A 24,990-nucleotide genomic window follows, 5' to 3' on the forward strand; every position below is an offset into this window, starting at 1 on the left:
ATGAAAATCGGCCCCGCTAACGGGGCCGATCATCTTGCATCGGAAAACCAGGCTTACTCCGCCGTTTCCTGCAGCACGCGCCGGGCTTCCTCGGCCACGCGCTCGGGGGCGGTGCCGCCCACGTGCTTGCGGGCTGCGACCGAGCCTTCCAGGGTCAGGACCTGGTGCACGTCGTCGCCGATGCTGGCGTGGTAGGCCTTGAGTTCGTCCAGCGACAGGTCGGCCAGGTCGCAGCCGCGCTGTTCGCAGTCGCGCACGGCGTGGGCCACGACTTCGTGGGCGTCGCGGAACGGCACGCCGCGCTTGACCAGGTAGTCGGCCAGGTCGGTGGCGGTGGCGAAGCCTTGGAGGGCGGCGGCGCGCATGTTGTCGGCCTTGACCTTGATGCCGCCGGCCATGTCCGCGAAGATCGTCAGCGTGTCGCGCACGGTGTCGACGGTGTCGAACAGGCCTTCCTTGTCTTCCTGGTTGTCCTTGTTGTAGGCCAGGGGCTGGCCTTTCATCAGGGTCAGCAGGGCGACCAGGTGGCCGTTGACGCGGCCGGTCTTGCCGCGGGCCAGCTCGGGCACGTCGGGGTTCTTTTTCTGCGGCATGATCGAGCTGCCGGTGCAGAAGCGGTCGGCCAGGTCGATGAAGCCCACGCGCGGGCTCATCCAGAGCACCAGCTCTTCGGACAGGCGCGAGACGTGCGTCATGATCAGCGCGCCGGCGGCGCAGAATTCGATGGCGAAGTCGCGGTCGGACACGGCGTCCAGCGAATTGCGGCACACGCCGTCAAAGCCCAGGGTCTTGGCGACGCGCTCGCGGTCGATCGGGTAGGACGTGCCGGCCAGGGCGGCGGCGCCCAGCGGCAGGCGGTTCACGCGGCGGCGGCAGTCGGCCAGGCGCTCGGCGTCGCGGCCGAACATTTCGGCGTAGGCCAGCAGGTGATGGCCGAAGGTGACGGGCTGGGCGACTTGCAGGTGCGTGAAGCCGGGCATGATGGTGCCGGCGTTGTCCAGGGCCACCGTGGCCAGGGCGTGGCGCAGCTGGCGCAGCAGGTCCAGCAGGTTGTCGATTTCGGCGCGCAGCCACAGGCGGATGTCGGTGGCGACCTGGTCGTTGCGCGAACGGCCGGTGTGCAGGCGCTTGCCCGCGTCGCCCACCAGTTCCACCAGGCGCTTTTCAATGTTCAGGTGGACGTCTTCGAGGTCGAGCAGCCATTGGAAACTGCCGGCGTCGATTTCGGACAGGATCTGTGTCATGCCGCGCTGGATGTCGGCCAGGTCCTGGGCGCCGATGATGCCCTGGGCGGCCAGCATGTCCGCGTGCGCGAGCGAACCCTGAATGTCGTAGCGCGCCAGGCGCTTGTCGAAATCCACGGACGCCGTATAGCGCTTGACGAGTTCGGAAACCGGTTCCGAGAACCGGGCGGACCAGGCCTGCGCCTTGTTGGCGAACTGGTTTTGATCGGGGGAGGGAGTGTTTGCCATGATGGGCGGAATTATAGGGCCTGGCGCGCAAGGCCGCGCCGCCGGGCGCGGGTTCCGCGGGGGCGAACCCTCCGGCCCGGCCTTTGTCGGATAATCCTGGATTAGTTTCAAGACCTTAGAGCAGGAAGAGAGTCTATGCCCCTGGAATGGGAAGAGCTGGTCACCCAATTGGATACCCATCTGCCGCGCGAAGCCTGGGCGCAGACGCTGATCGGAATCGCCGCGCTGATCCTGACGGCGCTGTTCGTCCAGTGGGTCGTGGCCCGGGTCGTGCTGTTGCTGGCCCATCGCGTGCTGGTGCTGAGCGGCCGGGGCGACTGGGACAAGGCCCTGCAACGCCGCCGGGCATACCAGAACCTCTGGTACGCGGTGCCGTTCGCCGTGGTGTCGCTGGGCATAGGCCTGGTGCCGCACGTCGAGCGGGCGGTGACCATCGTCGGCCGGCTGGCGCATGCCGGCGCCTGGATCTGCGTGTTCGTGGCGTTTTCCGGGGTGCTGAGCGCCTGGCAGGATACCTATTCCGCCACCACCCGGGCGCAGACCCGCTCCATCAAGGGGTATATCCAGATCGGCAAGCTGATCCTGATGGCGGTATGCACCGTTTTGGTGCTTTCCATCCTGATCGACCGCTCGCCGCTCTGGATGATTTCCGGCCTGGGCGCGCTGTCCGCCGTGCTGCTGCTGGTGTTCAAGGACACGCTGCTGTCGCTGGTGGCCAGCACCCAGCTGACCAGCAACGACATGCTGCGCATCGGCGACTGGATCGAGATGCCGCAATCGAACGCCGACGGCTTCGTCAAGGACATCGCGCTGCACACGGTCAAGGTGCAGAACTGGGACAACACCGTCACCACGGTGCCCACCTACAAGCTGTTTTCGGAAAGCTACCGCAACTACCGCCACATGTTCGAATCGGGTGGACGGCGCATCAAGCGCACCGTGCGCATCGACTCGGCCAGCGTGCGCTTCCTGACCGACGACGAGGCGCAGCGGCTGATGCGTTTTCGCCTCTTGCACGACTACCTGCAGGCCAAGACCCACGATATCGCCCAGGCCAACCAGACCATGGGCGAACTGGCCAGCGTGCCCGCCAACCGCCGCCGCCTGACCAATATCGGCACCTTGCGGGCCTATGCGTTGGCCTATCTGAAACAGAATCCCGAGGTCCGCCAGGACATGGCGATGATGGTGCGCATGATGGAGCCCACCTCCGAAGGCATCCCGGTCGAGGTCTATTGCTTTACCGCCGTCACCGCCTGGGTCGAGTACGAGCGCATCCAGGGCGACATCTTCGACCATCTGCTGGCCATCCTGCCCGAACTGGGCCTGCGCCTGTACCAGCAGCCGTCCGGCGCCGATATCGGCGCAATGGGCGTCCACCTGCGCGAAGGCGCCTTGCAGGCCGCGCTGGCGGGCGAAGGCGGCCGTCCGGGCCTGGCCGCGCCGTCGGAACGCGGCCTGACCGACGAGAAGATGCCGCGCTAGCGGACAGCAGGCGCGGCAAGGCGTGGGGGCGGGGCCGGCGGGTGGCCCCGTGAGATAATCCAGGCGTTGAAATCCCTGGCGATAGACCCGATGTCGAACCCGTTCTTCAACCTGTATTCCCACGGCTTTGCCCGGGTGGCCGTCGGCGTGCCCGAATGCAAGGTCGCGGACCCCGCCTTCAATGCCGCCCAGACCATCGCGCTGGCGCAGCAGGCCGCCCAGGGCGGCGCGGTGCTGGCGGCGTTTCCCGAGCTGGGCCTGTCCGCCTATACCTGCGACGACCTGTTCCACCAGAAGGCCCTGCTGGACGAATGCGAAGCCGCGCTGGCCCAGGTGGTGGCGGCAACCGCTGAAATGGACATCGCCGTCGTGGTCGGCGCGCCGTTGCGCGTGGCCCATCAGCTGTTCAATTGCGCCGTGGTCGCCGCCGGCGGCCGCGTGCTGGGCGTGGTGCCCAAGAGCTACCTGCCCAACTACGGCGAATTCTACGAAGCGCGCCAGTTCAGCGCCGGCGATTGCGCCACCGCATCCGAGATCCGCCTGCTGGGGCAGACCGTGCCGTTCGGGTCCGAGCTGGTCTTCCAGATGGAAAAACTGCCGCTGTTCCAGTTCCACGTCGAAATCTGCGAAGACGTCTGGGTGCCGATCCCGCCGTCTTCCTACGCCGCGCTGGCGGGAGCCACCGTGTTGGTGAACCTGTCGGCCTCCAACATCGTGGTCGGCAAGTCGGAGTACCGCCACCAACTGGTGGCGCAGCAGTCGGCGCGCTGCCTGTCGGCTTACATGTACACCTCCGCCGGGCGGGGCGAGTCGTCCACCGACATGGCCTGGGACGGCCAGGCGCTCATCTACGAAAACGGCGAACTGCTGGGCGAATCCGAACGCTTCCTCGGCCATTCCCACCTGCTGTTTGCGGACGTGGACCTCGAACGCCTGTCGCGCGAACGCATGCGCCAGACCACATTCGGCCAGTCCGTGCGTCGCCACCAGGACGAAGTCCGCAAATTCCGCAGCGTGGCGGTCCCCGTGAATCCGCCGCTGGAAGACGCCGAGCTGCCGCTGGAGCGGCGCGTGGCGCGCTTTCCCTATGTGCCGGCCGACCCGCAGCGCCGCGACGCCCGCTGCAAGGAGGTCTACAGCATCCAGGTCCAGGCCCTGGTCCAGCGCCTGTCGGCCAGCCGCATGTCCAAGGTCGTCATCGGCATTTCCGGCGGGCTGGATTCCACCCATGCGCTGCTGGTCTGCGCCAAGGCCATGGACGCGCTGGACCTGCCGCGCTCCAACATCCTGGCCGTCACCATGCCGGGCTTCGCCACCAGTTCGCGCACGCTGCAGCAGGCACGCAAGCTGATGGAGGTGGTGGGGTGCACGGCTTCCGAGATCGACATCCGGCCCAGCTGCCTGCAGATGCTCAAGGACCTGGGCCATCCCTATGCCGACGGCAAGCCGGTCTATGACATCACCTTCGAGAACGTGCAGGCCGGCGAACGCACCAACCACCTGTTCCGCATCGCGAATTTCAACAACGCCATCGTCATCGGCACCGGCGACCTGAGCGAGCTGGCCCTGGGCTGGTGCACGTACGGCGTGGGCGACCACATGTCGCACTACAGCGTCAATGCCAGCGTGCCCAAGACGCTCATCACCCACCTGGTGCGCTGGGTCGCGGAATCCGGCCGCCTGGGCGACGAAGGCGCGCAGGTGCTGCTGGACGTGCTGGGCACCGACGTCAGCCCCGAACTGGTGCCGGGCGGCGCGGACGACAAGCCCGTGCAGAAGAGCGAAGACTCCATCGGTCCCTATGAACTACAGGACTTCAACCTGTACTACACGCTGCGCTACGGCTTTGCGCCGACCAAGGTGGCGTTCCTGGCGCTGGCGGCCTGGCGCGACCGCGAGGCCGGCGCCTGGCCCGAGGGTGGCCACGTGGCCCGCAACCAGTACGATCTGGCGGCCATCAAGCGCAACCTGAAGATCTTCCTGGACCGTTTCTTCCGCCTCAGCCAGTTCAAGCGTACCTGCGTGCCGAACGCGCCCAAGGTCGGCTCCGGCGGTTCGCTGTCGCCGCGCGGCGACTGGCGCGCGCCCAGCGACTCCGAGTCAGCGGTGTGGATGCGCGACGCCGAACGTATTCCCGACGAGGCCTGACCGGGATTTCCCGCCCAAGGGGGACCCGGCGTCCGGGCCCCCGCGGGTGGTATTCTCTTATCCGATGCGCCCTGCAGCCATGCCGTGTCAGGGCGACGCAACAGATCAAAAACCCAGGACGACCAACGTGAAACAAGTCACCGCCATCATCAAACCCTTCAAGCTCGACGAAGTCCGCGAAGCGCTGGCCGAAGTCGGCGTCAGCGGCCTGACCGTTACCGAAGTCAAGGGTTTCGGCCGCCAGAAAGGCCATACCGAGCTCTACCGCGGCGCCGAGTACGTGGTGGACTTCCTACCCAAGATCCGCGTTGAAGTGGTGCTGCCCGACAGCCAGGTCGAAGCCGCCATCGAAGCCGTGGTCAAGGCTGCCCGCACCGGCAAGATCGGCGACGGCAAGATCTTCGTCACGCCGGTCGAACAGGCCATCCGCATCCGCACGGGCGAAAGCGACGAAGAGGCGCTGTAAGTTCCTGGGGACTTGCGGCTGGCCGGATTTGCCGGCAGCCGCGAGACCGCAGCAGGATATTGCGGGCTTGGCGCGGCGGGGAAGCTGCCGCACCAAGCCCGCAACGCATTTTCCCGCCTAGCGGATGAGCTGATTCATCTCCAGGATCGGGCTCATCACCGCCAGCACGATCAGCAGCACGAATCCCCCCATCAGCAGTATCAGCGCCGGCTCCAGCAAGGCCGTCATGGCCATGGCGCGCCGCTCCAGATCGCGCGACAGGTTCTGCGCGCCGCGGTCCAGCAGTTCGGGCAGGCGGCCGGTCTTCTCGCCGCTGGCGATCAGATGCACCAGCAGCGACGGAAATACCTTTTGCGCGCCCAGCGAGGCCGACAGCGACGCGCCTTCGCGCACGCGCGCAGAGGCTTCGTCCACCGCCTGGCGCAGCACATCGTTGCCCAGGGTGCGGCGCGCCGCCTCCAGCGCCGTCAGCAATGCCACGCCACTACCTGAGAGTATCGCCAGCGTGGAAGCAAAGCGCGCGGCATTCACACCCAGCACGAAGCGTCCCGCCAAGGGCAGCTTCAGCACGCGCGCATGCCAGGCCCGCCGCGCAGCGGGCGCGCGCAACGCATACCGCCACAGCGCGACGGCCGCCGCCAACGCCGCGCCCGTCGCCACGCCCCATTCGCGCACATAGTCCGACAACGCCAGCATGATGCGCGTCAAGAGCGGCAGTTCCTGCTTGGCCTGGCTGAACGCCGACACCACCTGCGGCACCACATAGCCCAGCAGGAAGATCACGATGATCACCGACACGCAGGCCACCACCGCCGGATAGATGAACGCGGTCAGCACCTTGCTGCGTAGCGCATTGCGCTCCTCGATGTAGTCCGCCAGCTTCTCCATCACTTGCGCGAGATCGCCCGATTCCTCGCCAGCGCCGATAAGCGCGCGATAGATCTCCGGAAAGTCGCGCGGCCGCGCGGCCAGGGCGGTCGACAGCTTGTGGCCCGCGCGCACGTCGTCGCGCACGCCGCCCAGGGTGGCGGCGATATGTTTTTTCTCGGCCTGCTCCAGCGTGGCGCTCAGGGCCGCGTCCAGCGGCAGGCTCGCGGCCAGCAGGCTGGCGAGCTGGCGCGTCAGCCAGGCGAGATCCGCATCCGACAGGCGCGTGCGCAGCGATGCGCCGAACCCTTCGGCGCGCGCCGCGAGGGACGTGGACAGCGGCAGCAGGCCGCGGCCGCGCAGCTGGTTGCGGGCGCCGCGTTCGCTGTCGGCGTCGATCGTGCCGCGCACGATCTTCCCTAGTGCGTCGGTGGCTTCGTAACGGAAGGAAGGCATCTGGAAAGCATGGCCAGCGCGCATTCAAAAAGCGCGCAAAGCCCCGAATTTAAAGGGTTTCAAGGCCGCTACGATGCCTGCGGATTATGACCGTAGTGTTGCACTGTCACCACGTATACTCCGACGCGCTTTCACGTTTTTTCACACGATTTCACGTTTCAGGCACCTATCCCGTCATGCGTCATATTGCGCAATTCAGCCTTGCGGTACTGCTCGCCGCAAGCCAGCTCGGACCCGCAGCCAGCAGGGCTCACGCTCAACAGACCGACAATCGCGTCAGTCTGAATTTCGTCGACACCGACATCCCCGCAGTGCTGCGCGCGCTGTCGTTGTTCACGCAGCGCAACTTCCTGGTGGATCCGCGCGTCAAGGGCAAGCTGACGCTGGTGTCGGACCGTCCCGTGGACAGCGCGCAGGCGTTGTCGATGCTGACGGGCGCGCTGCGCATGCAGGGTTTTGCCATCGTCGAGGTCGACGGCGTGACGCGCGTGGTGCCCGAGGCCGACGGCAAGCTGCAAGGCAGCGTGGTCGCGGGCAGCGCGCGTCCCGCGCAAGCCGTGGGCGGCGCGGGCCGCGGTCCGGTGCCAGTATCCGCGTTTGCCAAGGGCAGCAGCGGCGAAATGCTGACCCGCGTCTTCCCGCTGAAGTACGAAAACGCCGCCAACCTGGTGCCGGTGCTGCGCCCCATGGTGCCGCCCAACAACCCGATCAACGCCTATCCCGGCAACAACACGCTGGTGGTAACGGACTACGCCGACAACCTGGAGCGGATCGCGCAGGTCATCGCGCGCATCGACGTGCCCAGTTCGATCGACACCGACGTGGTGCCGGTGCGTTCGGCCGTGGCCACCGACCTCGCCATCCTCGCCTCGCAACTGCTGGATACGCAAAGCAGCGACCCGACCCAGCGCATCGCCGTGGTGGCCGATCCGCGCAGCAACAGCGTGCTGGTGCGTTCCGGCAGCCCGGCGCGCACGCGGCTGGCGCGCGATCTCATCATGAAGCTGGACGCGCAGCAGAACCGCGCCGGCAACCTGCACGTGGTCTACATGCGCAACGCGCAGGCCACGCGCATCGCCGAGGTCCTGGGCGGGTTGCTGACGGGGCAGGCGAATTCCGCGCCCGGCGCCACGGGCGGCGCCAGCGGCGGCACGGGCGCGCAGGGCGGAGCGCGCACGCAGAACGCCGCGGCTGGCATGCCGGCCCAGGCGACAGCGGGCATGGCCGGCATGTCCGGTTCGAACACGGGCGGATTGTCGGGCGAACAGGAACGCATCTCGCGCGAAGACAACAGCACGCAGGCCGTGTCGTATTCGGCCGGCGGCGCCACCATCCAGGCCGATCCGGCTACCAACTCGCTCATCATTTCCGCGCCCGAGCCGCTGTACCGCAGCCTGCGCGAAGTCATCGACCAGCTCGACCAGCGCCGCGCGCAGGTGCTGGTGGAAAGCCTGATCGTCGAAGTCAGCGAGGCCAAGGCGGCGGAGTTCGGCATCCAGTGGATGACGGGCGCCGGCAACATCAACAGCGACGGCACCAGCTTCATCGGCGGCACCAACCTGGGCGGCAGCGGCATCACCGGCAAGGGGCCGACCACCATCGACGGCATCGGCAGCGGCCTGAGCCTGGGGGTGGTCAAGGGCACGGTCGACGTGCTGGGCAACAAGGTGATCAACCTGGGCGTGCTGGCCCGTGCCATGGAGAACTCTGGCGAAGCCAACATCCTGTCCACGCCCAACCTGCTGACCCTGGACAACCAGTCGGCCAGCATCCTGGTGGGCAAGACCGTGCCGTTCGTGACCGGGCAGTACGTGACCTCGGGCAGCAACGGCAGCACCAATCCATTCCAGACCATCGAACGTGAGGACGTGGGCCTGAAGCTGAACATCCGGCCGCAGATTTCCGAAGGCGGCGCGGTAAAGCTGGACATCTACCAGGAAGTCAGCAGCATCGACGAAAGCCGCTCCAACTCCACTACCGGCATCGTGACCAACAAGCGGGCCATCGACACCAGCGTGCTGATCGACGACGGCCAGATCATCGTGCTGGGCGGCCTGCTGGAAGACAACGTCACGCTCTCCACCAACAGCGTGCCGCTGCTGGGATCCTTGCCGGTGATCGGCTCGCTGTTCCGCTACGACACGCGCAAGCGCACCAAGACCAACCTGATGGTGTTCCTGCGCCCCTATGTGGTGCGCGACGCCAACCGCACGGCGGGCGTCACCATGGACCGCTACGACTACATGCGCCGCGCGCAGGCGGCGGTGCAGCCGGGCCGGCACTGGGCGCTGCCCGACATGCAGGCGCCGATGCTGCCGCCGCCGGGCTCCGCGCCCTCGGTGTCCAACAACGCCTATGACCTGCGTCCGGAACATCAGGCTGAAACGCTGCGCCGGCCGGCGCCGGTCACGGCGCAGTCCTTCGCCGTGCGCCAGTATGCCGGCATGGAACCCGCGCGCGACGCGTCGGAGGCGATCCGCGTGTCGCGCACGCTGATGCACAGCGTGGCCGTGGACCCCGATACGCTGCTATGAGCGCGCACCCCTTGCCTTATGCCTGGGCGCGGGCGCAGCGCGCGCTGCTGTCGCTGCGCGGCGGCCAGGCCCGGCTGACCGTCAGCCCGCGCACGCCGGAATGGGCGGTGCGCGAGATCCGCCGCTGCCACGGCGACATCGAGTTGGCGCAGGTCGAGGACCAGGCGCTGGAAACCTTGCTGACCGCGGCCTACAGCCATTCGGAGGATGCGGCCTCGGTGATGGGCGTGGCCGAGAACGAGATCGACCTGGACCGCCTGATGCAGGACATGCCCGAGGTGGCGGACCTGCTGGAGGCCCAGGACGACGCGCCCGTGATCCGCATGATCAACGCGCTGTTCGCCCAGGCGGCGCGCGACGGCGCCAGCGACATCCACATCGAACCCTTCGAGACCCACTCGGTGGTGCGCTACCGGGTCGACGGCACCCTGCGCGACGTGGTGTCGCCGCGCAAGGCGCTGCACGCCGCGCTGATCTCGCGCATCAAGATCATGGCGCACCTGGACATCGCCGAAAAGCGCTTGCCGCAGGACGGCCGCATCGCGCTGCGCGTGGGCGGACGACCCATAGACGTGCGCGTGTCCACCTTGCCCACCGGGCACGGCGAACGCGCGGTGCTGCGCTTGCTGGACAAGGAAGCGGGGCGCCTGCAGCTGGAGAAGCTGGGCATGGACGCGGGCGTGCTGGGCCAGCTGGACCGGTTGATCCGCCAGCCGCACGGCATTGTGCTGGTGACGGGGCCCACCGGCAGCGGCAAGACCACCACGCTGTACGCGGCTTTGAGCCGCCTGGACGCGTCCACCAGCAACATCCTGACGGTCGAGGACCCGATCGAATACGACCTGGCCGGGATCAGCCAGACGCAGGTCAACGCCAAGATCGACATGAGCTTCGCGCTGGCCCTGCGCGCGATTCTGCGGCAGGACCCCGACGTCATCATGATCGGCGAAATCCGCGACCTGGAGACCGCGCAGATCGCGGTGCAGGCCTCGCTCACCGGTCACCTGGTGCTGGCTACGCTGCACACCAACGACTCGGTGTCCGCCGTGACCCGACTCACGGACATGGGCGTGGAACCTTTCCTGCTGGCGTCATCGCTTTTGGGCGTGCTGGCGCAGCGCCTGGTGCGCAAGCTCTGCCCGGCCTGCAAGAAACCCGCCACGCAGGACGGCGCACGCGTGTTCCATCCGGTGGGCTGCGACGCCTGCAACCATACCGGCTACAGCGGGCGTTCCGGCATCCACGAACTCTTCACGGTGGACGACGAGGCGCGCCGGCTGATCCACGAAGGGCGTGACGAACGCGAACTGCGCCGCGCGGCGGCCGCGTCAGGCATGCGCACCATGCGTGAGGACGGGCAGCGCTGGGTGGATAGCGGGCAGACCTCGCCGGAGGAAATCCTGCGGGTCACGCGGGACGCCTAGCGGACGATGGGGAACGCCAGCGACTTGTCGCTGTGCCTAGGTGCCGAACGACGCCACATCCCCCGAACGCCGTCCCAGCGCCGACAACAGTCCGTCCAGCGCCGCCCGATCCGCCTCGCGCGCGGCGCCGGCATAGGTTGCCTGGCCCTGGAACTTCAGGCCGCCGCGCCCGCCCGCGCTGCCCTGGCCGCTGACGTCCAGCAGGCCGCTTTCCGTGCTCAACGCCAGCGTGGCGCCAGACTTGCCGCCTTGTACCCGCAGCAGATACGAGCCCACGGGCGCCACCGGCGTCAGCGCGGTGCTGGCGTTGCGCCAGCGCAGTTCGGCCACGGGGCCGGCGGGCAGGGGCGCGCCCAGCCGCAGCGGCTGCCAGCGGACTTCCAGCGTGCCCTGGGGGGCAATGGTGTTCCACGGCGCGCCCAGCGCGGACAGGATGGAGGCGGGCGCGCGCAGCGACTGGGCCGGCACGGACACGCCGTTCCAGCCGGGCGTGGCGCGCAAGGGACCTTGCAGCCAGGGGTGGGAGATATCCAGAGCGAGCACGTCCCAGCGCCATTGCCATTGCACCGGTTGCGGCAGCATGCGGCGCGCGCCAGGCGGGCCCAGCGCGATCCAGGCGCTGCCGCGCCACAAGGTGCCGCTGGCGTCGGCCAACGTGACCGGCGCCTTGTCCGGCAGCAGGGCCAGCAGCCAGCGCGCGGGCAGCACGGTGACGGCGGCCGCGGCGGCGCAGACGGCGCCGGCCAGGAGCAGGGCGGCGGAACGTTTGGAAAACGGGAAGCCGGACATCTCAGCCACGCTCTGAAGCTTGCGGCGCCATCAGGCTCACCTTGCCATTGACCAGGCCGGGCAGCGGCCGCCCGTTGACATTGGCGGCACGGGTGAGCTGCACTTCCTTGACCGCCAGGCCCCAATCGCGCGCTGCTCCGTCGAGCCAGCGCAGCAAGGCCGAAGAGGGCGCCTGCTTCAGCGTCAGCAGCACGCCCGGGCCGTGTTCGGGCTCGCCCAGCGCCCACTGTTCCGCGGCGAGTCCGGCGCGCTCCAGCGAGGCGCCGATTTCCGCGGCGCTGGGCATGGCGCCGGCGGGCTCCGCGGATTTACGCCGCAACGCCGTGGCTTGGGCGGTCAGGTCCGCGACCGTGGCCGCCTGGCCGCGCAGCGCGGGCAATTCCGTTTGCAGTTTGCGCAGCGTGTTCAGGGGCGGTTCGATCAGGGTCACGAAGACCAGCGCGCCGCCCAGCAGCAGGGCAGCCGCGGTCACCAGCCGGCGCTCGCGCGGCGCCAGCGCCTGGTAGCGTAGTCCGGCGCGCGCCAGCGCGGGAGTCAGGGTCTTGGCCAGCGACTGTCTGGCCGCATGCAGGGCTTGCGGGAGTTTCATGGTTGCGCGCGCACGATGCGCCAGGTGGTGTCGTTGTCGCCGCGTTCGAGCTTCAGGCCCAGGGCCGCGGCTTGCTGGATCAGCGCGGGCGTCTCAGCCACGCGTTGCGACTGCTCGCCGGCATCTGCCAGTTGCAGCGTCAGCGCCTGTTCGGCGTAGCCCAGGCGGGCTACCTTGTCGGCGGCGAAGGGCAGGGCCTGGGCCGCGGCGCGCGCCAGGGGCAGGAAGTCGGCGGCATTGGCCGCGCCGCGGTTCGCCTGCAGCGCGTCCAGGCCTTGCTGCGCCTGGCGCGGCGGATCCAGGACCACCGGCAGGTCGGGGAACGCGGCCAGGACCTGCGCGTGCATGCCGTTGCGCAACGCGTCGGCTTCGGCTTGCAATTGCGAGGCGTACAGGTTCAGCCCGCCTATCCAGACCACTGCCGCGGCCGCGCCCCAGCGCCAGGCGGGGCGCCAGGCCGAGACGCGGGCCGGCGCCAGCTGGGGCATGGCCAGCGACCACGAAGGCGAGGGCGCCTGCCAGCGAGGATCGGCAGGGTCGCGCAATGGCGCCGTGGTTTCGGCCCCCAGCGCTTGCGGCGCGATGAGCGCCTGCGTGCGCAAGCCCTGCGCATTCAGCAGGCTCCAGCCGCGGCGCACGGGTTCGCGCGCGGCCCAGGCCAGCGGCACCGTGCCGTCGGTCGAGCGCGGGCCGTGGCCGATGGCCAGCGCGTCCAGGTCGCTGAGCACCAGCGGCTCCAGGGCGCTGTGCACCGCGGCGGCAAATCGGGCGCGCGCCACCGCGGGGATCTGCACGCTGGCGGCGATCACGTCGGCGGGATGCAGCACGGCTTCGCAGGCGGCGTGGGGATAGGCATGGCCCAGCGCCTCAAGCGCGAGCTCGCCCTGGCGGGCGCAGCGGCCGCGCCGGTCGAACCAGGCATAGGGCAGGAGAGAGCCGGCGCCGAACTCGTCCAGCGGCGGCAGCGCGATGCGCAGGATGTTCTTCAAGGTATTTCTCTGGTCCATAAGGTGTCTGGGGCGGCGGGCGGTGAACTGCGCAGCAGCGCCTGCATGGAGATGCGCGCCCGCTCATAGGCCACGGTGCCGCTGGCCAGGAACCAGCCGCTGGTGGTGGCGACGGCGGGCGCAGGCGCTTTGACCCCCGCGCCCGCCAGGCGATTGGCGAAATCGCCGGAATTGTTGAACCAGTTGCCGCGGTCGCGCTCGCCCGCCATGGAACGCGCCTGGCTGAGCGACAGGCCGGGCACCAGTGCCGCAAGCACCTCTGCGGGCGCGGTGTTGACGTTGACGCTGGTGGAAACGGGCAGCACCGTCATCGTGCGGCGCAGCTCGTTGCGAGCCGACGGCTCCAGCGCCAGCAGGGCCGCCACTTCGTCCACGCCGCGCGGCAAAGGGGCGCGGGCGTCGGGCGCGGGCCGTCCTGGCGGCGCCGCCGGCGCATCCGCCGGCGGCGCCACGGGCTGCGCGGCCGACATGATGTCCACCATGCGCGCGGCCAAGGTGTCGGGCAGTTGCAGCGTGTTCAGCAGCCGGCGCAGCACCCGTTCCTGCTCGGGCTGCGGCACGCCATTGTTCGCCAGGTTATAGAGGTTGTACTTGCCTTGTTCGTCCTGCACGCGGCCGGAGAACACCGCGACGCGTTCGTCGCCGGGGCGTTCGATGCGCGTGTCCAGCACCGGGGTGGCCCAGATCTGGTCGCCGCGGGTGATGGATTCGCGTTTGCTGTGGTCGCGCACGATCAGGCGGGCCCAGTCTATGCCGCCCGCCAGCATGGCGCGCGCCTGCACCCGCGCCATCTCGTTTTCCACGCGCCGCGTGCTGGCGGTCTGGCGCTGGAACAGGCCGGTGGTCAAGGCCGCGACGATGGCGACGATGATGAGCGCACTGATGACCGCTGCGCCGCGTTCTGCGTTACTCGGGCGTCTCATGGCAGCTCCAGCACGCGGGTATAGCGCTCGGGGGATCCCGGGGCGCCGCGTTCCAGCACGATCTCCAGGCCGGTCGGAGCGGCGGCCTGATTGCCTTCGCCATTCACCCAACCGGTACCCGGCACCCAGGCGCGCAGCGTCAAGGCTCGCGTGCCGGGCAGCAGGAGGATGCCGTTGTCCGCCGCGGGCAGCGGACTGCGCGCCGCCGATGGCCCGCTGGCGCGCCACAGGCCGCCCTTGCGCACCTGCCATTGCACGCGCTGCCACAGGCCGTTGCCGTCAGGGTCGGGGCGCAGGATCTCGAACACGGGCCCGCCGCCTGCACGGCGCAGCAGGCGCAGGCCGCTGGTGTAGGCCTGCGCGTCCAGACCCGCCGGCTCGAAGCCGGGTCCGGTGTAGGACAGCTCCACATCGCGCGCCATCTGGCCCAGTGTGCGGACGATGGCGTCGATGTCCTCGGCCTGTTCCTCGATCCGCTCGCGCGCGCCGGACACGCTGGCCAGGCCGCGCCAGGCCATCAGGCTGACCAGCGCCATCAGCGCCAGGGCCACCAGCACTTCGATCAGCGTGAAGCCGGCTTGGGATCGGGGAGGGCGGCGCATGGCTATCTCAGGCTGGACAAGAGGCCATCCAGCTGCAGCAGTACGGCGTCCGCCTGCGCGGCGCCGGCGTCGCGCACCCTGATCGACACCTGGCGGAAGCTGCGGTTCATCGAATTCGTAAACTCCATTTCGCACTGCAAAGCCCGGCCGCCCTGAGCACAGGGCGCGCTGCGCGTGCCTGCGCGCGGCAGCGCTTGTTCCAGCCGCAACTGGGCCAGCGCGTTCTGCGCAGCCAGCAGCGCCAGCGTCTTGTCCTGCAGGGCGCGGTTGTTTTCCGCCATGACGCCGGTCGCGCGCAGGGCGGCGCCCATGGCGACGGCGATGATGGCCAGGGCTACCAGCACTTCGATCAGCGTGAACCCGCGCTGCCGATCGGGCGGGCGGGGCGGTTCATTGAATTTCATAGCGGCCCGCGGCGTCGCGCTGCAAGGTGACGCGGGCATCGCCCGCGCTCAGCGTCAGCGTGACCGGCGCGGCGACCCATTCCGTGTTGAACACCAGCGGCCGGTCCGGATCGAGCCGTAGCGCCACCGGCGCCGCCGACCAGGATTGCGGGCGCAGCACCTCGTCGCGCTCCAGCCGGTCCGGCGGCAGCGGCCTGTCGTCCTCGGCGTTCGGGCCTGGCAGCCGCCCCTGGCGTTCGAACGACCAGCCCTGGCCGTTGGCGAGCCAGCGGATGGGACGGCCGTCGCTGCGGGCCTCGCTCTGGGCCACGGTGAAGGCGTCGGCCAGGCGCAGGGCGTCGCCGCGCAAGCGGTTCTCGCCGCGGCCCACGGACAGGCTCACCATGCTGGCCGCGATCGCCACGATCACCAGCACCACCAGGACTTCGACCAGCGTGAAGCCGCGTTCAGAGTTCCCAGGAGCCGATGTCGGCATCGCCGCTCTCTCCGCCGGGCTTGTTGTCGGCGCCGAACGAGAACACGTCGATATCGCCTTTGACGCCAGGGCTCAGGTATTGGTAGGGATGGCCCCAGGGATCGTTGGGCAGCTTGTCCAGGTACCCGCGCCAGTTGTTCACGCCTTCGGGCTTCTGCACCAGCGCGCGCAAGCCCTGCGCAGTGCTGGGGTAGCGGCCATTGTCCAGGCGGTACAGCTTCAACGCCTGCATGATGCCGGCGATGTCCTGGCGCGCGGCGACCTGGCGGGCCTGGTCGGGACGATCCAGCACGCGGGGGACGATCAGCGCCGCAAGTATCCCCATGATCACAATCACCACCATGATCTCGATGAGGGTGAAACCTTGCTGGCGGGCAAGCCCGCGCGGTAACTGACGCACTTGATGACTCCGGTCTTTCAGTAGGAGCGGAGGATTGTGGACATGAAATATGACAGCAATAGTGACGGCGCGGCCAAATGCGGGCAGGTCCGGTCTGCGCCCGGGGCGCGCGTCGCAGCGCCTGCGGTGCGGCTCACTTTTCGCGCGATATGCCGGCGGGAGCGGGCAGGGCGGCCGGGGCCGGCAGGCGGCTGGCGCGCCCAGCCTGCTCCACCGTCACCGCGTCCGCGGCGACTTCGCGCAGCACGATGCCGGGGGCCACTTCGCCGCCCGCGCGCCAGGCCAGCGGCGGGCCGCCGTCGATGCTGAGCACGGCGGCGCCATCGGCGCCTGCGGCGATCACGCCCAGCACGGTGATCTGTGTGCGCATGGCCTCGTCCTTGCCGAACCACAACGCCACGGGCGTGTTGTCGGCAGCGCGCGGCGCTTGCGCCGACACCGCGGGAGGCAGGGCGCCAGCCTTGGGCGCAAGCAGGATCGACGCCCATACGCCCAGGCCGGCGGCCAGGGCCAGCACGGCGAGTATGCGGAATGCGGCGGGCAGGGTCGGGCGCAGGAACAGGGGCATGGATTGAACGTGCGTGGCGGGTTGAGACCGCGCCGACTATAGCCGCCGCACATGACAAGCCCGCGATGCGCGGCGCCTGCGCCATGGTTGCGCGCAAAAGAATCCTGATCCGTCGATCAAGGTTTCTCTTCTTTGCTTCACGGGGCTTTCACCTTGGCTGGCCATCATGTGGCCCTGCATAAAACCCTGTTCATGACTAGAGAAGAGAAGCATGCAAGCATTGAATTGGAGAAGATGGTGCGCGGCCCTGCTGGCGACCAGTGCCCTGGCGGGCTGCGGCGGCAGCGACGATGACGACGACACCGAAGCGCCGCCGACCCAGCCGCCTGTGACCCAGCCGGACTCGACGCCCGCCGACAAGGTGCTGTTCATCGGCGTCGACGGCCTGACCTATGACGCGATGCGCCGCGGCGTGGCCGACAAGGCCTTGCCGAACCTCGCGCAGCTCAACGCCACGCGCGCCTGGACCGGCGGCGTGACGGACGCGCCCACGCAGCAGCCCACGTTGCTGGCGCCGGGCTGGGCGACGCTGCTGACCGGGCAATGGGCCGACCAGCACGGCGTGCGCTACAGCGTGCAGGGCGAAACGCTGCAATCGCCGACCCTGTTCCAGCGCATCAAGCAGGCGCGCCCCGAAGCGCGCACCGCCGCCGCCTTCAATTCGACCGTGGTGGCCGGCCTTATCGCCGGCCAGCGCGACGCGGGCTATCTGCAGTCGCTGACCGACTGCGCCGGCGCGGACGATTGCGTCGCCGCCCAGGCGCGCGACCGCATCACCGAAGGCTATGACGTGGTGGTGGCGCAGTTCGGCGCGCCGGAACGGATTGCCTCGGAGAACGGCTTCGGCTCGGCCTATGACAGCGCGATCCGGCAGGCCGACGCCGCCATCGGCGCGCTGACCAAGCAGATCGCCGACCGCAAGGCGGAGCACCCCGGCGAGAAGTGGCTGGTGATCGTGGCTTCCAGCCACGGCCTGGGCAAGACCGGCGCCAGCGACGGCCGTCCCATGTCCTCGAACAAGACCATCCTGTTGGCCGCCAACCAGCCTGCGCTGCTGGGCGGCAGCGCCGACGACGCGTCGTTCGACGGCCTGTGGGACAACAACTGGTACGCGCTGCCCAGCGCGGCTGATGTGGCGCCGACGGTGCTGGACCACCTGAAGGTTCTGCCGCCCGCCGCCAAGTACGACATGGCGGGCACCTCGCTTGCCGGCAAGCTGGCACTGCGCCACACCGCGGCCCGCACCTCGACCGACAACAAGAGCGTGACGCTGAGCTGGGTGCGCGTGGGCGAGCCGGCCGGCGACATCGTGGTCAGCCGCGACGGCGTGGAGATCGCACGCGTGGCCGGCACGGTCGCCGAGTATGTGGACAAGGGCTTCAAGTTCGACACCGAGGGCGTGCACACCTTGAACTACAGCGCGGCGGTCGGCAACGCGGTCAGCGCCGCGCGCACCACCGTGGCCTACACCAAGCCGCTGCCGCTGCTGGCTTCGCTGCGCACTGGCCTGACGATGCTGTTCCCGTTCGAAGGCAATATGACCGACATCGCCGCGGGCGGCGGAGCCATCACGCCGTTCGACGGCACGCAGGCGCCGGCCTATGCCGACACGGGCGTGTTCGGCAAGATGTTCAAGAACGACCGCAGCGCGGCGGCCCTGGGCGGCTTCAAGCTGGACTATCCGGCAGGCATGCTGGACGCGGCCCAGGCCTTCACCATCGGCTTCTGGTACCAGTCCGACGGCACCGCCAACGACCGGTCCATCCTGGGCAACAAGGACTACAACTCCGGCGGCAACCCTGGCATCACCATCGCGCAGTGGGCAGGTCCGGTGCTGTATTTCAACCTGGCTGGCGGCGGCTCGCGTGTCGACATCAACAACGTCAAGTTCACCCCGAACAAGCCGGTCTACGTTGCGATGACCGTGAACAAGACGGCCAAGACCCTGACGGCCTCCGTCTACGACAGCGAACTGGGCTTCTCGCAGCGCACCATCGGCACGGGCTCGGTCGACCTGACCAAGATCGCTGGCGTCTACGGGCCGCACCTGGGCCTGAACGAAGACGGACGCGGCACCTATGGCGTCTGCTGCGCCGGCACCAAGGGTCCCTACACGATGTATTTCGACGACCTGGCGTACTGGTCGCGCGCGCTCACCGAAGCTGAAGTGAAGTCGCTCGCCCTGTCCGGCAAGTCCGTTTCCGAACTGTTTCCCTGATGTACCGAGGATAAAAAAATGAGCATGTCCATGATCTTGCGCGGTTTCCTGCGCCTGGGCGCGGTGCTGATGCTGAGCGCCACGCTGGCTGCCTGCGGCGGCGATGACGGCGACGACGACGGTGGCAAGGACCCCGGCACCGGCCAGCCCGAAACGCCGAAGCCCGAGCCCGTCAAACCCGAATTGCGTTGCGCGCCTTGAGCGGCGCTCCCTCCAGATCCATAGGAATAGAATCCGTGACGTTCGATAAAGACCAGGTCCACGCCGGCAAGCGCCGCTTCCTGCGCAACGCCGCCGCCTCGACCGCAGGCCTGACCGCGCTGTCGATGTTCCCGCCGGCGATCCGCCGCGCGCTGGCCATCCCCGCCAACAACCGCACCGGCACCATCAACGACGTCGAGCACGTGGTCATCCTGATGCAGGAAAACCGCTCCTTCGATATGTACTTCGGCACCTTCAAGGGCGTGCGCGGCTTCGGCGACCGCATCACCATTCCGCTGCCTGAAAAGCGCTCGGTCTGGGAGCAGAGCAACGGCACCCGCGTGGTGATGCCGTATCACCTGGACAGCAGCCAGGGCAACGCCCAGCGCGTGGCCGGCACGCCGCACGACTACGTGGACGCGCAAATGGCCTGGGACGGCGGCCGCATGGACCACTGGCCGCGCTACAAGCAGAACCAGTCCATGGGCTACTACAAGAAGAAAGAGGTGGAGTTCCAGTTCGCGCTGGCCGAAGCCTTCACGCTGTGCGACGCCTACCACTGTTCTACCCACGGCGGCACCAACACCAACCGCCTGTTCCACTGGACCGGCACCAACGATCCGCTGGCCCTGGGCAACGGCCCTTCGACCCGCAACCAGTGGGACAGCCTGGGCGCTTCGTCCACCGGCTGGACCTGGAAGACCTATCCCGAGCGCCTGCAGGAAGCCGGCGTCAGCTGGAAGGTCTACCAGAACCTGCCCGAAAACTTCGGCGACAACCCGCTGGCCGGCTTCAAGCAATACCGCCGCGCCAACGAGCTGGCCGGCAACAGCGCCAACGGCGCGCCCTATCCGGCCTGGACGCCGTCCATGGACGCCGCCAACCCGCTGTACAAGGGCACGGCCAACACCATGCCCGACGGCGGCTTCCTGAAGGCGCTGCGCGAGGACGCCGTCAATGGCACGCTGCCGCAGGTGTCGTGGATCGTGGCGCCCGCCACGTATTCCGAGCACCCCGGCCCGTCCAGCCCGATCCAGGGCGCCTGGTACATCCAGGAAACGCTGGACGCGCTGACGGCCAACCCCGAGGTCTGGAGCAAGACCGTGCTGCTCATCAACTTCGACGAGAACGACGGCTATTTCGACCACCTGCCGCCGCCCGCCGCGCCCTCGCTGAACCCGGACGGCTCGATGGCCGGCGCCTCCACCGTCAACACCGACCTGGAGCGCCATACCCATGCCTCCGCCCAGGACGCCGCCGACGACCGCGTCTACGGCCCGGGCCCGCGCGTCCCCATGTACGTGGTGTCGCCGTGGAGCCGCGGCGGCTGGGTCAACTCGCAGGCATTCGACCACACTTCGGTGCTGCGCTTCCTGGAAGCCCGCTTCGGCGTGGCCGAGGACAACATCAGCCCCTGGCGCCGCGCGGTGCTGGGCGACCTGACTACGGCCTTCAACTTCGCCACGCCCAACAACGAAAAGCTGCCCGACCTGAACCTGCTGACCCGCGCGGGTTCGGACAGCGAGCGCAGCGCGCAGGAAGCGCTGAAGGCCGTGCCGCTGCCCGATCCCAGCACCCAGGCCAAGCCGGTGCAGGAGCAGGGCGTGCGCTATTCCCGCGCCTTGCCCTACGAACTGCACACCAGCGCCCGCGCCCAGCCGGACACGGGCGCCATGCGCCTGGTGTTTTCCAACACGGGCAAGCAGGCGGCGGTGTTCCACGTCTATGACCGCCTGCACCTGGACCGCCTGCCGCGCCGCTACACGGTGGAGCCGGACAAGCAGCTGGAAGGCAACTGGGACACGGCGGCCGACGGCGGCAAGTACGACCTCTGGGTGCTGGGTCCCAACGGCTACCACCGCCATTTCGCGGGCGACCTGGCCCTGGCCCGCACGTCGGCGCTGGCGCCGGAGATCCGCGTCTGCTACGAAATCGCCAAGGGCGACGTCTACGTCAGCTTCATCAATGGCGGCAAGAATCCCTGCACCTTCGAAGTCGCGCCCAACGCCTACTACGCCAACCACGAGCGCTGGAAGTTCACGGTGCCCGCGGGCGGCCAGGTCGAACAGCACTGGGCGCTGGAAGGCAGCCAGGGCTGGTACGACTTCACCGTGCGCCTGGCCGAAGACCCGGCCTATCTGCGCCGCTTTGCCGGCCGCGTGGAAACCGGTCGCGCCTCGGTGACGGACCCGGCGATGGGGCTGTAAGCCGTCCTCACGGCCATCGAGAGGTTTGCCGCCAGCGGCCCTGGCCAGCCAGGCTCGGTGCTTTTACAGGCATCGAGCCTGGCGCGCTGCGGCGTCGCCGGGTGAAAACGCAATTCGTCCGCCGCCGTTCGATTGCATGCCGTACACCCATCTTGGGCCGCTTTTCAACGCTTTCTCCCGGTGGTTCGCTCTGTATCATCGTGCGCATTCTCGTATTCCCACAATCACGCACGAATCATGTCCACGACACCTATTGCCACCTTGCCCAGCCTGGATCGACTGCGCGCAGCCGCCTATCTGTATGGCATCGATGCCCCGGCAATAGATCAGGCGCGCGTGCTGTGCATCGGCATGGGACCCGAGCCGGCGTTGGCGCCGCTTGCCCTGGCGTACCCGCGGGCGCAATTCCTGGTCGTGAGCATCGGCGGGTCCGAACACGCCACGGCTCAGGCCACGCCGGACAACCTGCAGTACCTGTCTACCAGCCTGGACCAGATCGACGGGAACCTGGGTCGGTTCGACTACATCCTCGTCCCGGGCCTGTACGGCTATCTTCCGGCCGAAGCGGCTACCTACCTGCTGCAGACCTGCGAAAGCCTGCTCTCGCCCTCCGGCCTGGCTTGCATCGGCTATCCGGTCTATCCCGGCGCCAAGACATTCGAGATCGTGCGCGACGCGATCCTGCTGCATCTGCACAACATCTCCGCGGACACGTCGCCCGAGTCGCTGCGCGATCAGGCCCTTGCGGCCTTGAGCCTGTTCGAAGATGGCCTGGCCAACGCCAATCCGCTAGCGCCGGCGCTGCGCGAAGCCGCTGGCGTCATGAAAGCCGACATCCAGCGCGGCCATCTGGACGTCATCCTCAATAGCCCCACTGTCGCGGGCAGCTATTTCGTGGAATTCGCGCAACGCGCCCTGCAGGCTGGCCTGGCCTGCGTGGGCGATGCCCGTCCTCAGCTGGATGTGGCGCGGCATTGGGGCGATGGCGTGCGGGCCACCAACAGCTTGCTGGGTCTCGGTCAGGCCGAGGCCACCCGCTTGCAGTACCTGGATTTCGCCAGCGGGCGCGCCCAGCGCCACGCATTGCTGGCACGCGCGGATCGTGGCACCGGCATCCGGACTCAACCCGACCTGGAACGCCTGGCCGACCTGCGCTGGGCGGGCTACTCCGAACCCAGTGATTGGCGGCTGGCGCAGGCGGGCCAGATTTACCGGAACGAGCAGGGACGCTTCTGGACCATCGCAGGCGCCAACGACGCCCGGCTGTTCGACACGTTGGCGGCCCATTGGCCGCGCAGCCTGTCGCTTGAGCAATGGTCGAATGCGTCGGGGCTTCCCCGCGACGAGGTGCTGTCCTTCCTGCGCCCGCTGTTCGCCGCGGACATGCTGCAGTACTGCCTGGGCGCCGGTCCTTGCGACGGGTTGGAAGATGATCGCCTGTATCTGGCGCCTTCGCTGGCGCAAACGCGCCCGTCTTCAACCAGCGACCAGGCTGAGGGCAGCGGGGGGCCGGCGGAAACGCTGGCGCAGTGGAACTTCTGGGGCGTTGCGGTCGATCTCGGATTGACGAACCATGAGCGGGAGTTCGTGGCCGGCCAGGCAGGGCGGATCGACGCGGAGGCATTCCTCGCCCAGACCCTCGATAGCGCTAAACAGGACGATCACAGCTTGTCTGGTTTGGCAAGCATCCAAGAAATCGTGCACGCCGGAGTCCTGTCCAAACTCTGGAAATTAGGGCTGTTGGCCGGTTCGAAGACTGCATGGCTGGACCTGCTCGGACGGAATCTCGACGTGCATCACGGGAAGTCCGCCTGCTGGTCGCTTTATGTCCAGTCCTGCCTGGCCGATATTGCGCCGCAGGCTCCTTCTGGGTTCAGCACGCCGCAGGACCAGGCACGGCTCGATCATCTGCAAAAACTCCTGGAGGAACTGGCTTACGGCCAGGTGGAGCCGCTGGCCCGCCGCGAAGTTGAGAAGCAGCCGGCTCGCCTCGAAGGCTGGATTGCGTTGGTGCGCGGCCTTTCGGGGCAGGGACGGCATGACGAAGCGCTCGGCGTCCTCAGCCAGATGCGCGACCGCTTTCGGGCGGATCCGCGCTATGGCGAGCTGCTCGCCATAGCGCTGTCACAGGCCGGCCATAACGATGAGGCCATCCGCGTAGGCCGGCTCGCAATGCATGGCCGGCCCGGCTCGGGGTATCTGATCAATGCGGTCGCGCTGGCTTGTCTGCATTCGGCCCGCGTTGCCGCGGCGGAGCAGTATCTGACCCATGGGGTGGCTGTTGATCCGGAATTTCGCCCATTGGAGGTCAATCTGATCGCCGTTTACACGCGCCAGGGCAAGATCCGCGAGGGCATCGCGCTTTGCCGCGAGCTGCTGAGCCGCGCCGACGCGGTAGGCGATTACCGGGCAGCGGTTTATCACAACCTCTTGTTCTTTGTGAACTACGATCCCGACCGCAGCGCCGAGCAGATTTTCCAGGACTACCAGACGTTCGAAAACGAACTGTGCCGACCGGTCTACGCAAGCTGGAAAGCGCACAGAAATTCGCGCAACCTGAAAAGAAAGCTCAGGATTGGCTATGTATCCGCGGATTTCAAGGATCACGCGGTCGCACGGTTCCTGGAGCCGATCTTTGCCCGTTACGACAAGTCGGCCTTTGAAGTCTATGCCTATGCCAACATGGGGGCGGAAGATTCCGCCACCGCGCGCTTTCGCAAGATGGCCGATCAATGGGTCTCCATCTACGGAATGAAGGATGATCAGGCCGCCCAGCGCATTCGCGACGACGGCATCGATATCCTGGTTGACATGTCTGGCCACACGGGCGGCCACCGGCTTGGGGTTTTCGCGCGCAAACCTGCCCCGGTTTCGCTGACTTGGCTGGGCTATGGCTATACCACAGGCGTCTCGGCCATCGATTATTTCCTGGGCAACGAAGCGCTTTGCCCTCAGGGCTCGGAGCAGCTGTTTGCCGAAAAGATCTGGCGCCTTCAGGGCAGTTGGACGGTCTACCAGCCGCATTGGGCCGATATTCCCGAGCCAGGCCCCCTGCCAGCGGCGGCGGAGGGTTTCATTACCTTTATCAGTCTTTCGCGCGTCATTCGCATCAACGAACGGGTGATCCGCGGCTGGGCGCGGATTCTGGCCGCTGTTCCTCGGTCACGGCTGGTACTCAACAGCATGGATTTTGCCGACCTGGAAACCTGCGCGACGATCCAGGCAAAGTTCGCCGAACACGGCATTGCGGAGCATAGGCTGATGATGGGCTACACCAGTCCTCCCTGGCACTCGTTACGCCATGCCGACATAGGGCTCGATTGCTTCCCGCACAACGCTGGCACCACCCTGTTGGATATGCTGTGCGCGGGGGTTCCGTATATCACCATGGCGGATCGACCCAGCGTGGGACGCATAGGCTCTTCGCCCCTGCACAGCCTGGGCCACAGGGATTGGATCGCCGCGGATGACGCGGATTATGTGGCAAAGGCCGTGGCGCTGGCCTCTGATGTGCAAGCGCTGGCTGACATACGCCGGACGCTGCCGGCGCGATTTGCAGAGAGCGATCTCATGGATCAGAACGCTTTCATCGAGAAGCTGGAAGCAGCCTACCGTGAAATGTTTGCCGTCTGGGCGGAAAAGCGCGCAGGCTCCTGAGGCAAGTCGGCATTGCTTGAATGCCGGCGTTCGGATTTCGCTTCAAGACGTCATCGGCCGTCGCATTCTGCTGCGCCAACTCAGTAGCTTGCTTGAGT

The 24,990-nt window shown here is 67.9% G+C and carries 20 protein-coding genes; 9 read left to right on the plus strand and 11 right to left on the minus strand.

The window, feature by feature from the left end:
* Nucleotides 1-53: 53 nt before the first annotated feature.
* Complete coding sequence (gene argH, locus HV766_RS26045; RefSeq protein WP_054456589.1) at nucleotides 54-1,472, minus strand: argininosuccinate lyase; 1,419 nt, start codon at nucleotides 1,470-1,472, stop codon at nucleotides 54-56.
* Between the two features lie 135 nt (nucleotides 1,473-1,607).
* On the opposite strand from argH, the gene HV766_RS26050 reads away from it, so the two are divergent.
* From HV766_RS26050 to HV766_RS26060, 3 genes are all read left to right on the plus strand, one after another.
* On the plus strand, nucleotides 1,608-2,957 hold the full coding sequence (locus HV766_RS26050) for a mechanosensitive ion channel family protein (protein ID WP_119449493.1): 1,350 nt from the start codon (nucleotides 1,608-1,610) through the stop codon (nucleotides 2,955-2,957).
* 90 nt (nucleotides 2,958-3,047) lie between these two features.
* The gene (locus tag HV766_RS26055) at nucleotides 3,048-5,105 is read left to right on the plus strand and encodes an NAD(+) synthase (protein ID WP_054456590.1); all 2,058 of its coding nucleotides are present in this window, start codon (nucleotides 3,048-3,050) and stop codon (nucleotides 5,103-5,105) included.
* 127 nt (nucleotides 5,106-5,232) lie between these two features.
* Entirely contained in the window at nucleotides 5,233-5,571 is a 339-nt protein-coding gene (locus HV766_RS26060; protein ID WP_013393295.1) for a P-II family nitrogen regulator, read from the plus strand.
* 117 nt (nucleotides 5,572-5,688) lie between these two features.
* On the opposite strand, the gene gspF is transcribed toward HV766_RS26060, so the two are convergent.
* The gene (gene gspF, locus HV766_RS26065; protein ID WP_059374497.1) at nucleotides 5,689-6,894 is read right to left on the minus strand and encodes a type II secretion system inner membrane protein GspF; all 1,206 of its coding nucleotides are present in this window, start codon (nucleotides 6,892-6,894) and stop codon (nucleotides 5,689-5,691) included.
* A gap of 176 nt (nucleotides 6,895-7,070) precedes the next feature.
* Between gspF and gspD the strand changes: the two genes are divergently transcribed.
* Complete coding sequence (gene gspD, locus HV766_RS26070) at nucleotides 7,071-9,428, plus strand: type II secretion system secretin GspD (protein WP_175182101.1); 2,358 nt, start codon at nucleotides 7,071-7,073, stop codon at nucleotides 9,426-9,428.
* Nucleotides 9,425-10,852, plus strand: a complete 1,428-nt coding sequence (gspE, locus tag HV766_RS26075) for a type II secretion system ATPase GspE (protein ID WP_175163913.1) — start codon at nucleotides 9,425-9,427, stop codon at nucleotides 10,850-10,852. The genes gspD and gspE overlap by 4 nt, the downstream gene beginning before the upstream one ends.
* A 36-nt stretch (nucleotides 10,853-10,888) precedes the next feature.
* Here the strand turns inward: gspE and gspN are convergent, their stop codons facing one another.
* From gspN to HV766_RS26120, 9 genes are all read right to left on the minus strand, one after another.
* On the minus strand, nucleotides 10,889-11,641 hold the full coding sequence (gene gspN, locus HV766_RS26080; protein WP_175182126.1) for a type II secretion system protein N: 753 nt from the start codon (nucleotides 11,639-11,641) through the stop codon (nucleotides 10,889-10,891).
* A gap of 1 nt (nucleotide 11,642) precedes the next feature.
* Nucleotides 11,643-12,230, minus strand: coding sequence for a type II secretion system protein M (locus HV766_RS26085; RefSeq protein ID WP_125472206.1), 588 nt, complete (start codon nucleotides 12,228-12,230; stop codon nucleotides 11,643-11,645).
* The gene (gene gspL / locus HV766_RS26090) at nucleotides 12,227-13,237 is read right to left on the minus strand and encodes a type II secretion system protein GspL (protein ID WP_225596765.1); all 1,011 of its coding nucleotides are present in this window, start codon (nucleotides 13,235-13,237) and stop codon (nucleotides 12,227-12,229) included. Before gspL ends, HV766_RS26085 begins: the two co-directional genes overlap by 4 nt.
* Complete coding sequence (gene gspK / locus HV766_RS26095) at nucleotides 13,216-14,160, minus strand: type II secretion system minor pseudopilin GspK (RefSeq protein WP_175182102.1); 945 nt, start codon at nucleotides 14,158-14,160, stop codon at nucleotides 13,216-13,218. Before gspK ends, gspL begins: the two co-directional genes overlap by 22 nt.
* A complete protein-coding gene (locus tag HV766_RS26100; RefSeq protein ID WP_175182103.1) occupies nucleotides 14,157-14,762 on the minus strand; it encodes a PulJ/GspJ family protein in 606 nt (201 codons plus the stop codon). The genes gspK and HV766_RS26100 overlap by 4 nt, the downstream gene beginning before the upstream one ends.
* Before the next feature lie 2 nt (nucleotides 14,763-14,764).
* The gene (gene gspI / locus HV766_RS26105; protein ID WP_175163274.1) at nucleotides 14,765-15,166 is read right to left on the minus strand and encodes a type II secretion system minor pseudopilin GspI; all 402 of its coding nucleotides are present in this window, start codon (nucleotides 15,164-15,166) and stop codon (nucleotides 14,765-14,767) included.
* Entirely contained in the window at nucleotides 15,153-15,641 is a 489-nt protein-coding gene (gene gspH / locus HV766_RS26110; protein WP_119449500.1) for a type II secretion system minor pseudopilin GspH, read from the minus strand. The genes gspI and gspH overlap by 14 nt, the downstream gene beginning before the upstream one ends.
* Nucleotides 15,613-16,041, minus strand: coding sequence for a type II secretion system major pseudopilin GspG (gene gspG, locus HV766_RS26115; RefSeq protein ID WP_054456600.1), 429 nt, complete (start codon nucleotides 16,039-16,041; stop codon nucleotides 15,613-15,615). Before gspG ends, gspH begins: the two co-directional genes overlap by 29 nt.
* Nucleotides 16,042-16,174: 133 nt before the next feature.
* Nucleotides 16,175-16,609, minus strand: coding sequence for a general secretion pathway protein GspC (locus tag HV766_RS26120; protein WP_125472210.1), 435 nt, complete (start codon nucleotides 16,607-16,609; stop codon nucleotides 16,175-16,177).
* A 211-nt stretch (nucleotides 16,610-16,820) separates the two neighbouring features.
* Here HV766_RS26120 and HV766_RS26125 point away from each other — a divergent pair, with 211 nt between their 5' ends.
* The 4 genes from HV766_RS26125 (at nucleotide 16,821) to HV766_RS26140 (ending at nucleotide 24,892) form a co-directional block, all read left to right on the plus strand.
* Complete coding sequence (locus tag HV766_RS26125; protein WP_175182104.1) at nucleotides 16,821-18,827, plus strand: alkaline phosphatase family protein; 2,007 nt, start codon at nucleotides 16,821-16,823, stop codon at nucleotides 18,825-18,827.
* A gap of 18 nt (nucleotides 18,828-18,845) precedes the next feature.
* Nucleotides 18,846-19,028, plus strand: a complete 183-nt coding sequence (locus HV766_RS26130) for a hypothetical protein (RefSeq protein WP_054456602.1) — start codon at nucleotides 18,846-18,848, stop codon at nucleotides 19,026-19,028.
* 35 nt (nucleotides 19,029-19,063) lie between these two features.
* The gene (locus tag HV766_RS26135) at nucleotides 19,064-21,235 is read left to right on the plus strand and encodes a phosphocholine-specific phospholipase C (protein ID WP_175182105.1); all 2,172 of its coding nucleotides are present in this window, start codon (nucleotides 19,064-19,066) and stop codon (nucleotides 21,233-21,235) included.
* A 237-nt stretch (nucleotides 21,236-21,472) separates the two neighbouring features.
* Entirely contained in the window at nucleotides 21,473-24,892 is a 3,420-nt protein-coding gene (locus HV766_RS26140) for an O-linked N-acetylglucosamine transferase family protein (RefSeq protein WP_175182106.1), read from the plus strand.
* Nucleotides 24,893-24,990 lie beyond the last annotated feature (98 nt).

It is taken from the genome of Achromobacter aegrifaciens (genome assembly GCF_902859735.1).
Taxonomy (GTDB): domain Bacteria; phylum Pseudomonadota; class Gammaproteobacteria; order Burkholderiales; family Burkholderiaceae_B; genus Achromobacter; species Achromobacter aegrifaciens.

Excerpts from the sequence above, each read along its gene's own strand:
- HV766_RS26100 (WP_175182103.1), bottom strand. The coding sequence starts at position 14,762 with ATGCGCCGCCCTCCCCGATCCCAAGCCGGCTTCACGCTGATCGAAGTG.
- gspF (WP_059374497.1), bottom strand. The coding sequence starts at position 6,894 with ATGCCTTCCTTCCGTTACGAAGCCACCGACGCACTAGGGAAGATCGTG.
- gspI (WP_175163274.1), bottom strand. The coding sequence starts at position 15,166 with ATGAAATTCAATGAACCGCCCCGCCCGCCCGATCGGCAGCGCGGGTTC.
- gspE (WP_175163913.1), top strand. The coding sequence starts at position 9,425 with ATGAGCGCGCACCCCTTGCCTTATGCCTGGGCGCGGGCGCAGCGCGCG.
- HV766_RS26085 (WP_125472206.1), bottom strand. The coding sequence starts at position 12,230 with ATGAAACTCCCGCAAGCCCTGCATGCGGCCAGACAGTCGCTGGCCAAG.
- HV766_RS26120 (WP_125472210.1), bottom strand. The coding sequence starts at position 16,609 with ATGCCCCTGTTCCTGCGCCCGACCCTGCCCGCCGCATTCCGCATACTC.
- HV766_RS26130 (WP_054456602.1), top strand. The coding sequence starts at position 18,846 with ATGAGCATGTCCATGATCTTGCGCGGTTTCCTGCGCCTGGGCGCGGTG.
- gspL (WP_225596765.1), bottom strand. The coding sequence starts at position 13,237 with ATGGACCAGAGAAATACCTTGAAGAACATCCTGCGCATCGCGCTGCCG.
- HV766_RS26055 (WP_054456590.1), top strand. The coding sequence starts at position 3,048 with ATGTCGAACCCGTTCTTCAACCTGTATTCCCACGGCTTTGCCCGGGTG.
- HV766_RS26050 (WP_119449493.1), top strand. The coding sequence starts at position 1,608 with ATGCCCCTGGAATGGGAAGAGCTGGTCACCCAATTGGATACCCATCTG.
- gspH (WP_119449500.1), bottom strand. The coding sequence starts at position 15,641 with ATGCCGACATCGGCTCCTGGGAACTCTGAACGCGGCTTCACGCTGGTC.
- argH (WP_054456589.1), bottom strand. The coding sequence starts at position 1,472 with ATGGCAAACACTCCCTCCCCCGATCAAAACCAGTTCGCCAACAAGGCG.
- HV766_RS26125 (WP_175182104.1), top strand. The coding sequence starts at position 16,821 with ATGCAAGCATTGAATTGGAGAAGATGGTGCGCGGCCCTGCTGGCGACC.
- gspK (WP_175182102.1), bottom strand. The coding sequence starts at position 14,160 with ATGAGACGCCCGAGTAACGCAGAACGCGGCGCAGCGGTCATCAGTGCG.
- HV766_RS26140 (WP_175182106.1), top strand. The coding sequence starts at position 21,473 with ATGTCCACGACACCTATTGCCACCTTGCCCAGCCTGGATCGACTGCGC.
- gspN (WP_175182126.1), bottom strand. The coding sequence starts at position 11,641 with ATGTCCGGCTTCCCGTTTTCCAAACGTTCCGCCGCCCTGCTCCTGGCC.
- gspD (WP_175182101.1), top strand. The coding sequence starts at position 7,071 with ATGCGTCATATTGCGCAATTCAGCCTTGCGGTACTGCTCGCCGCAAGC.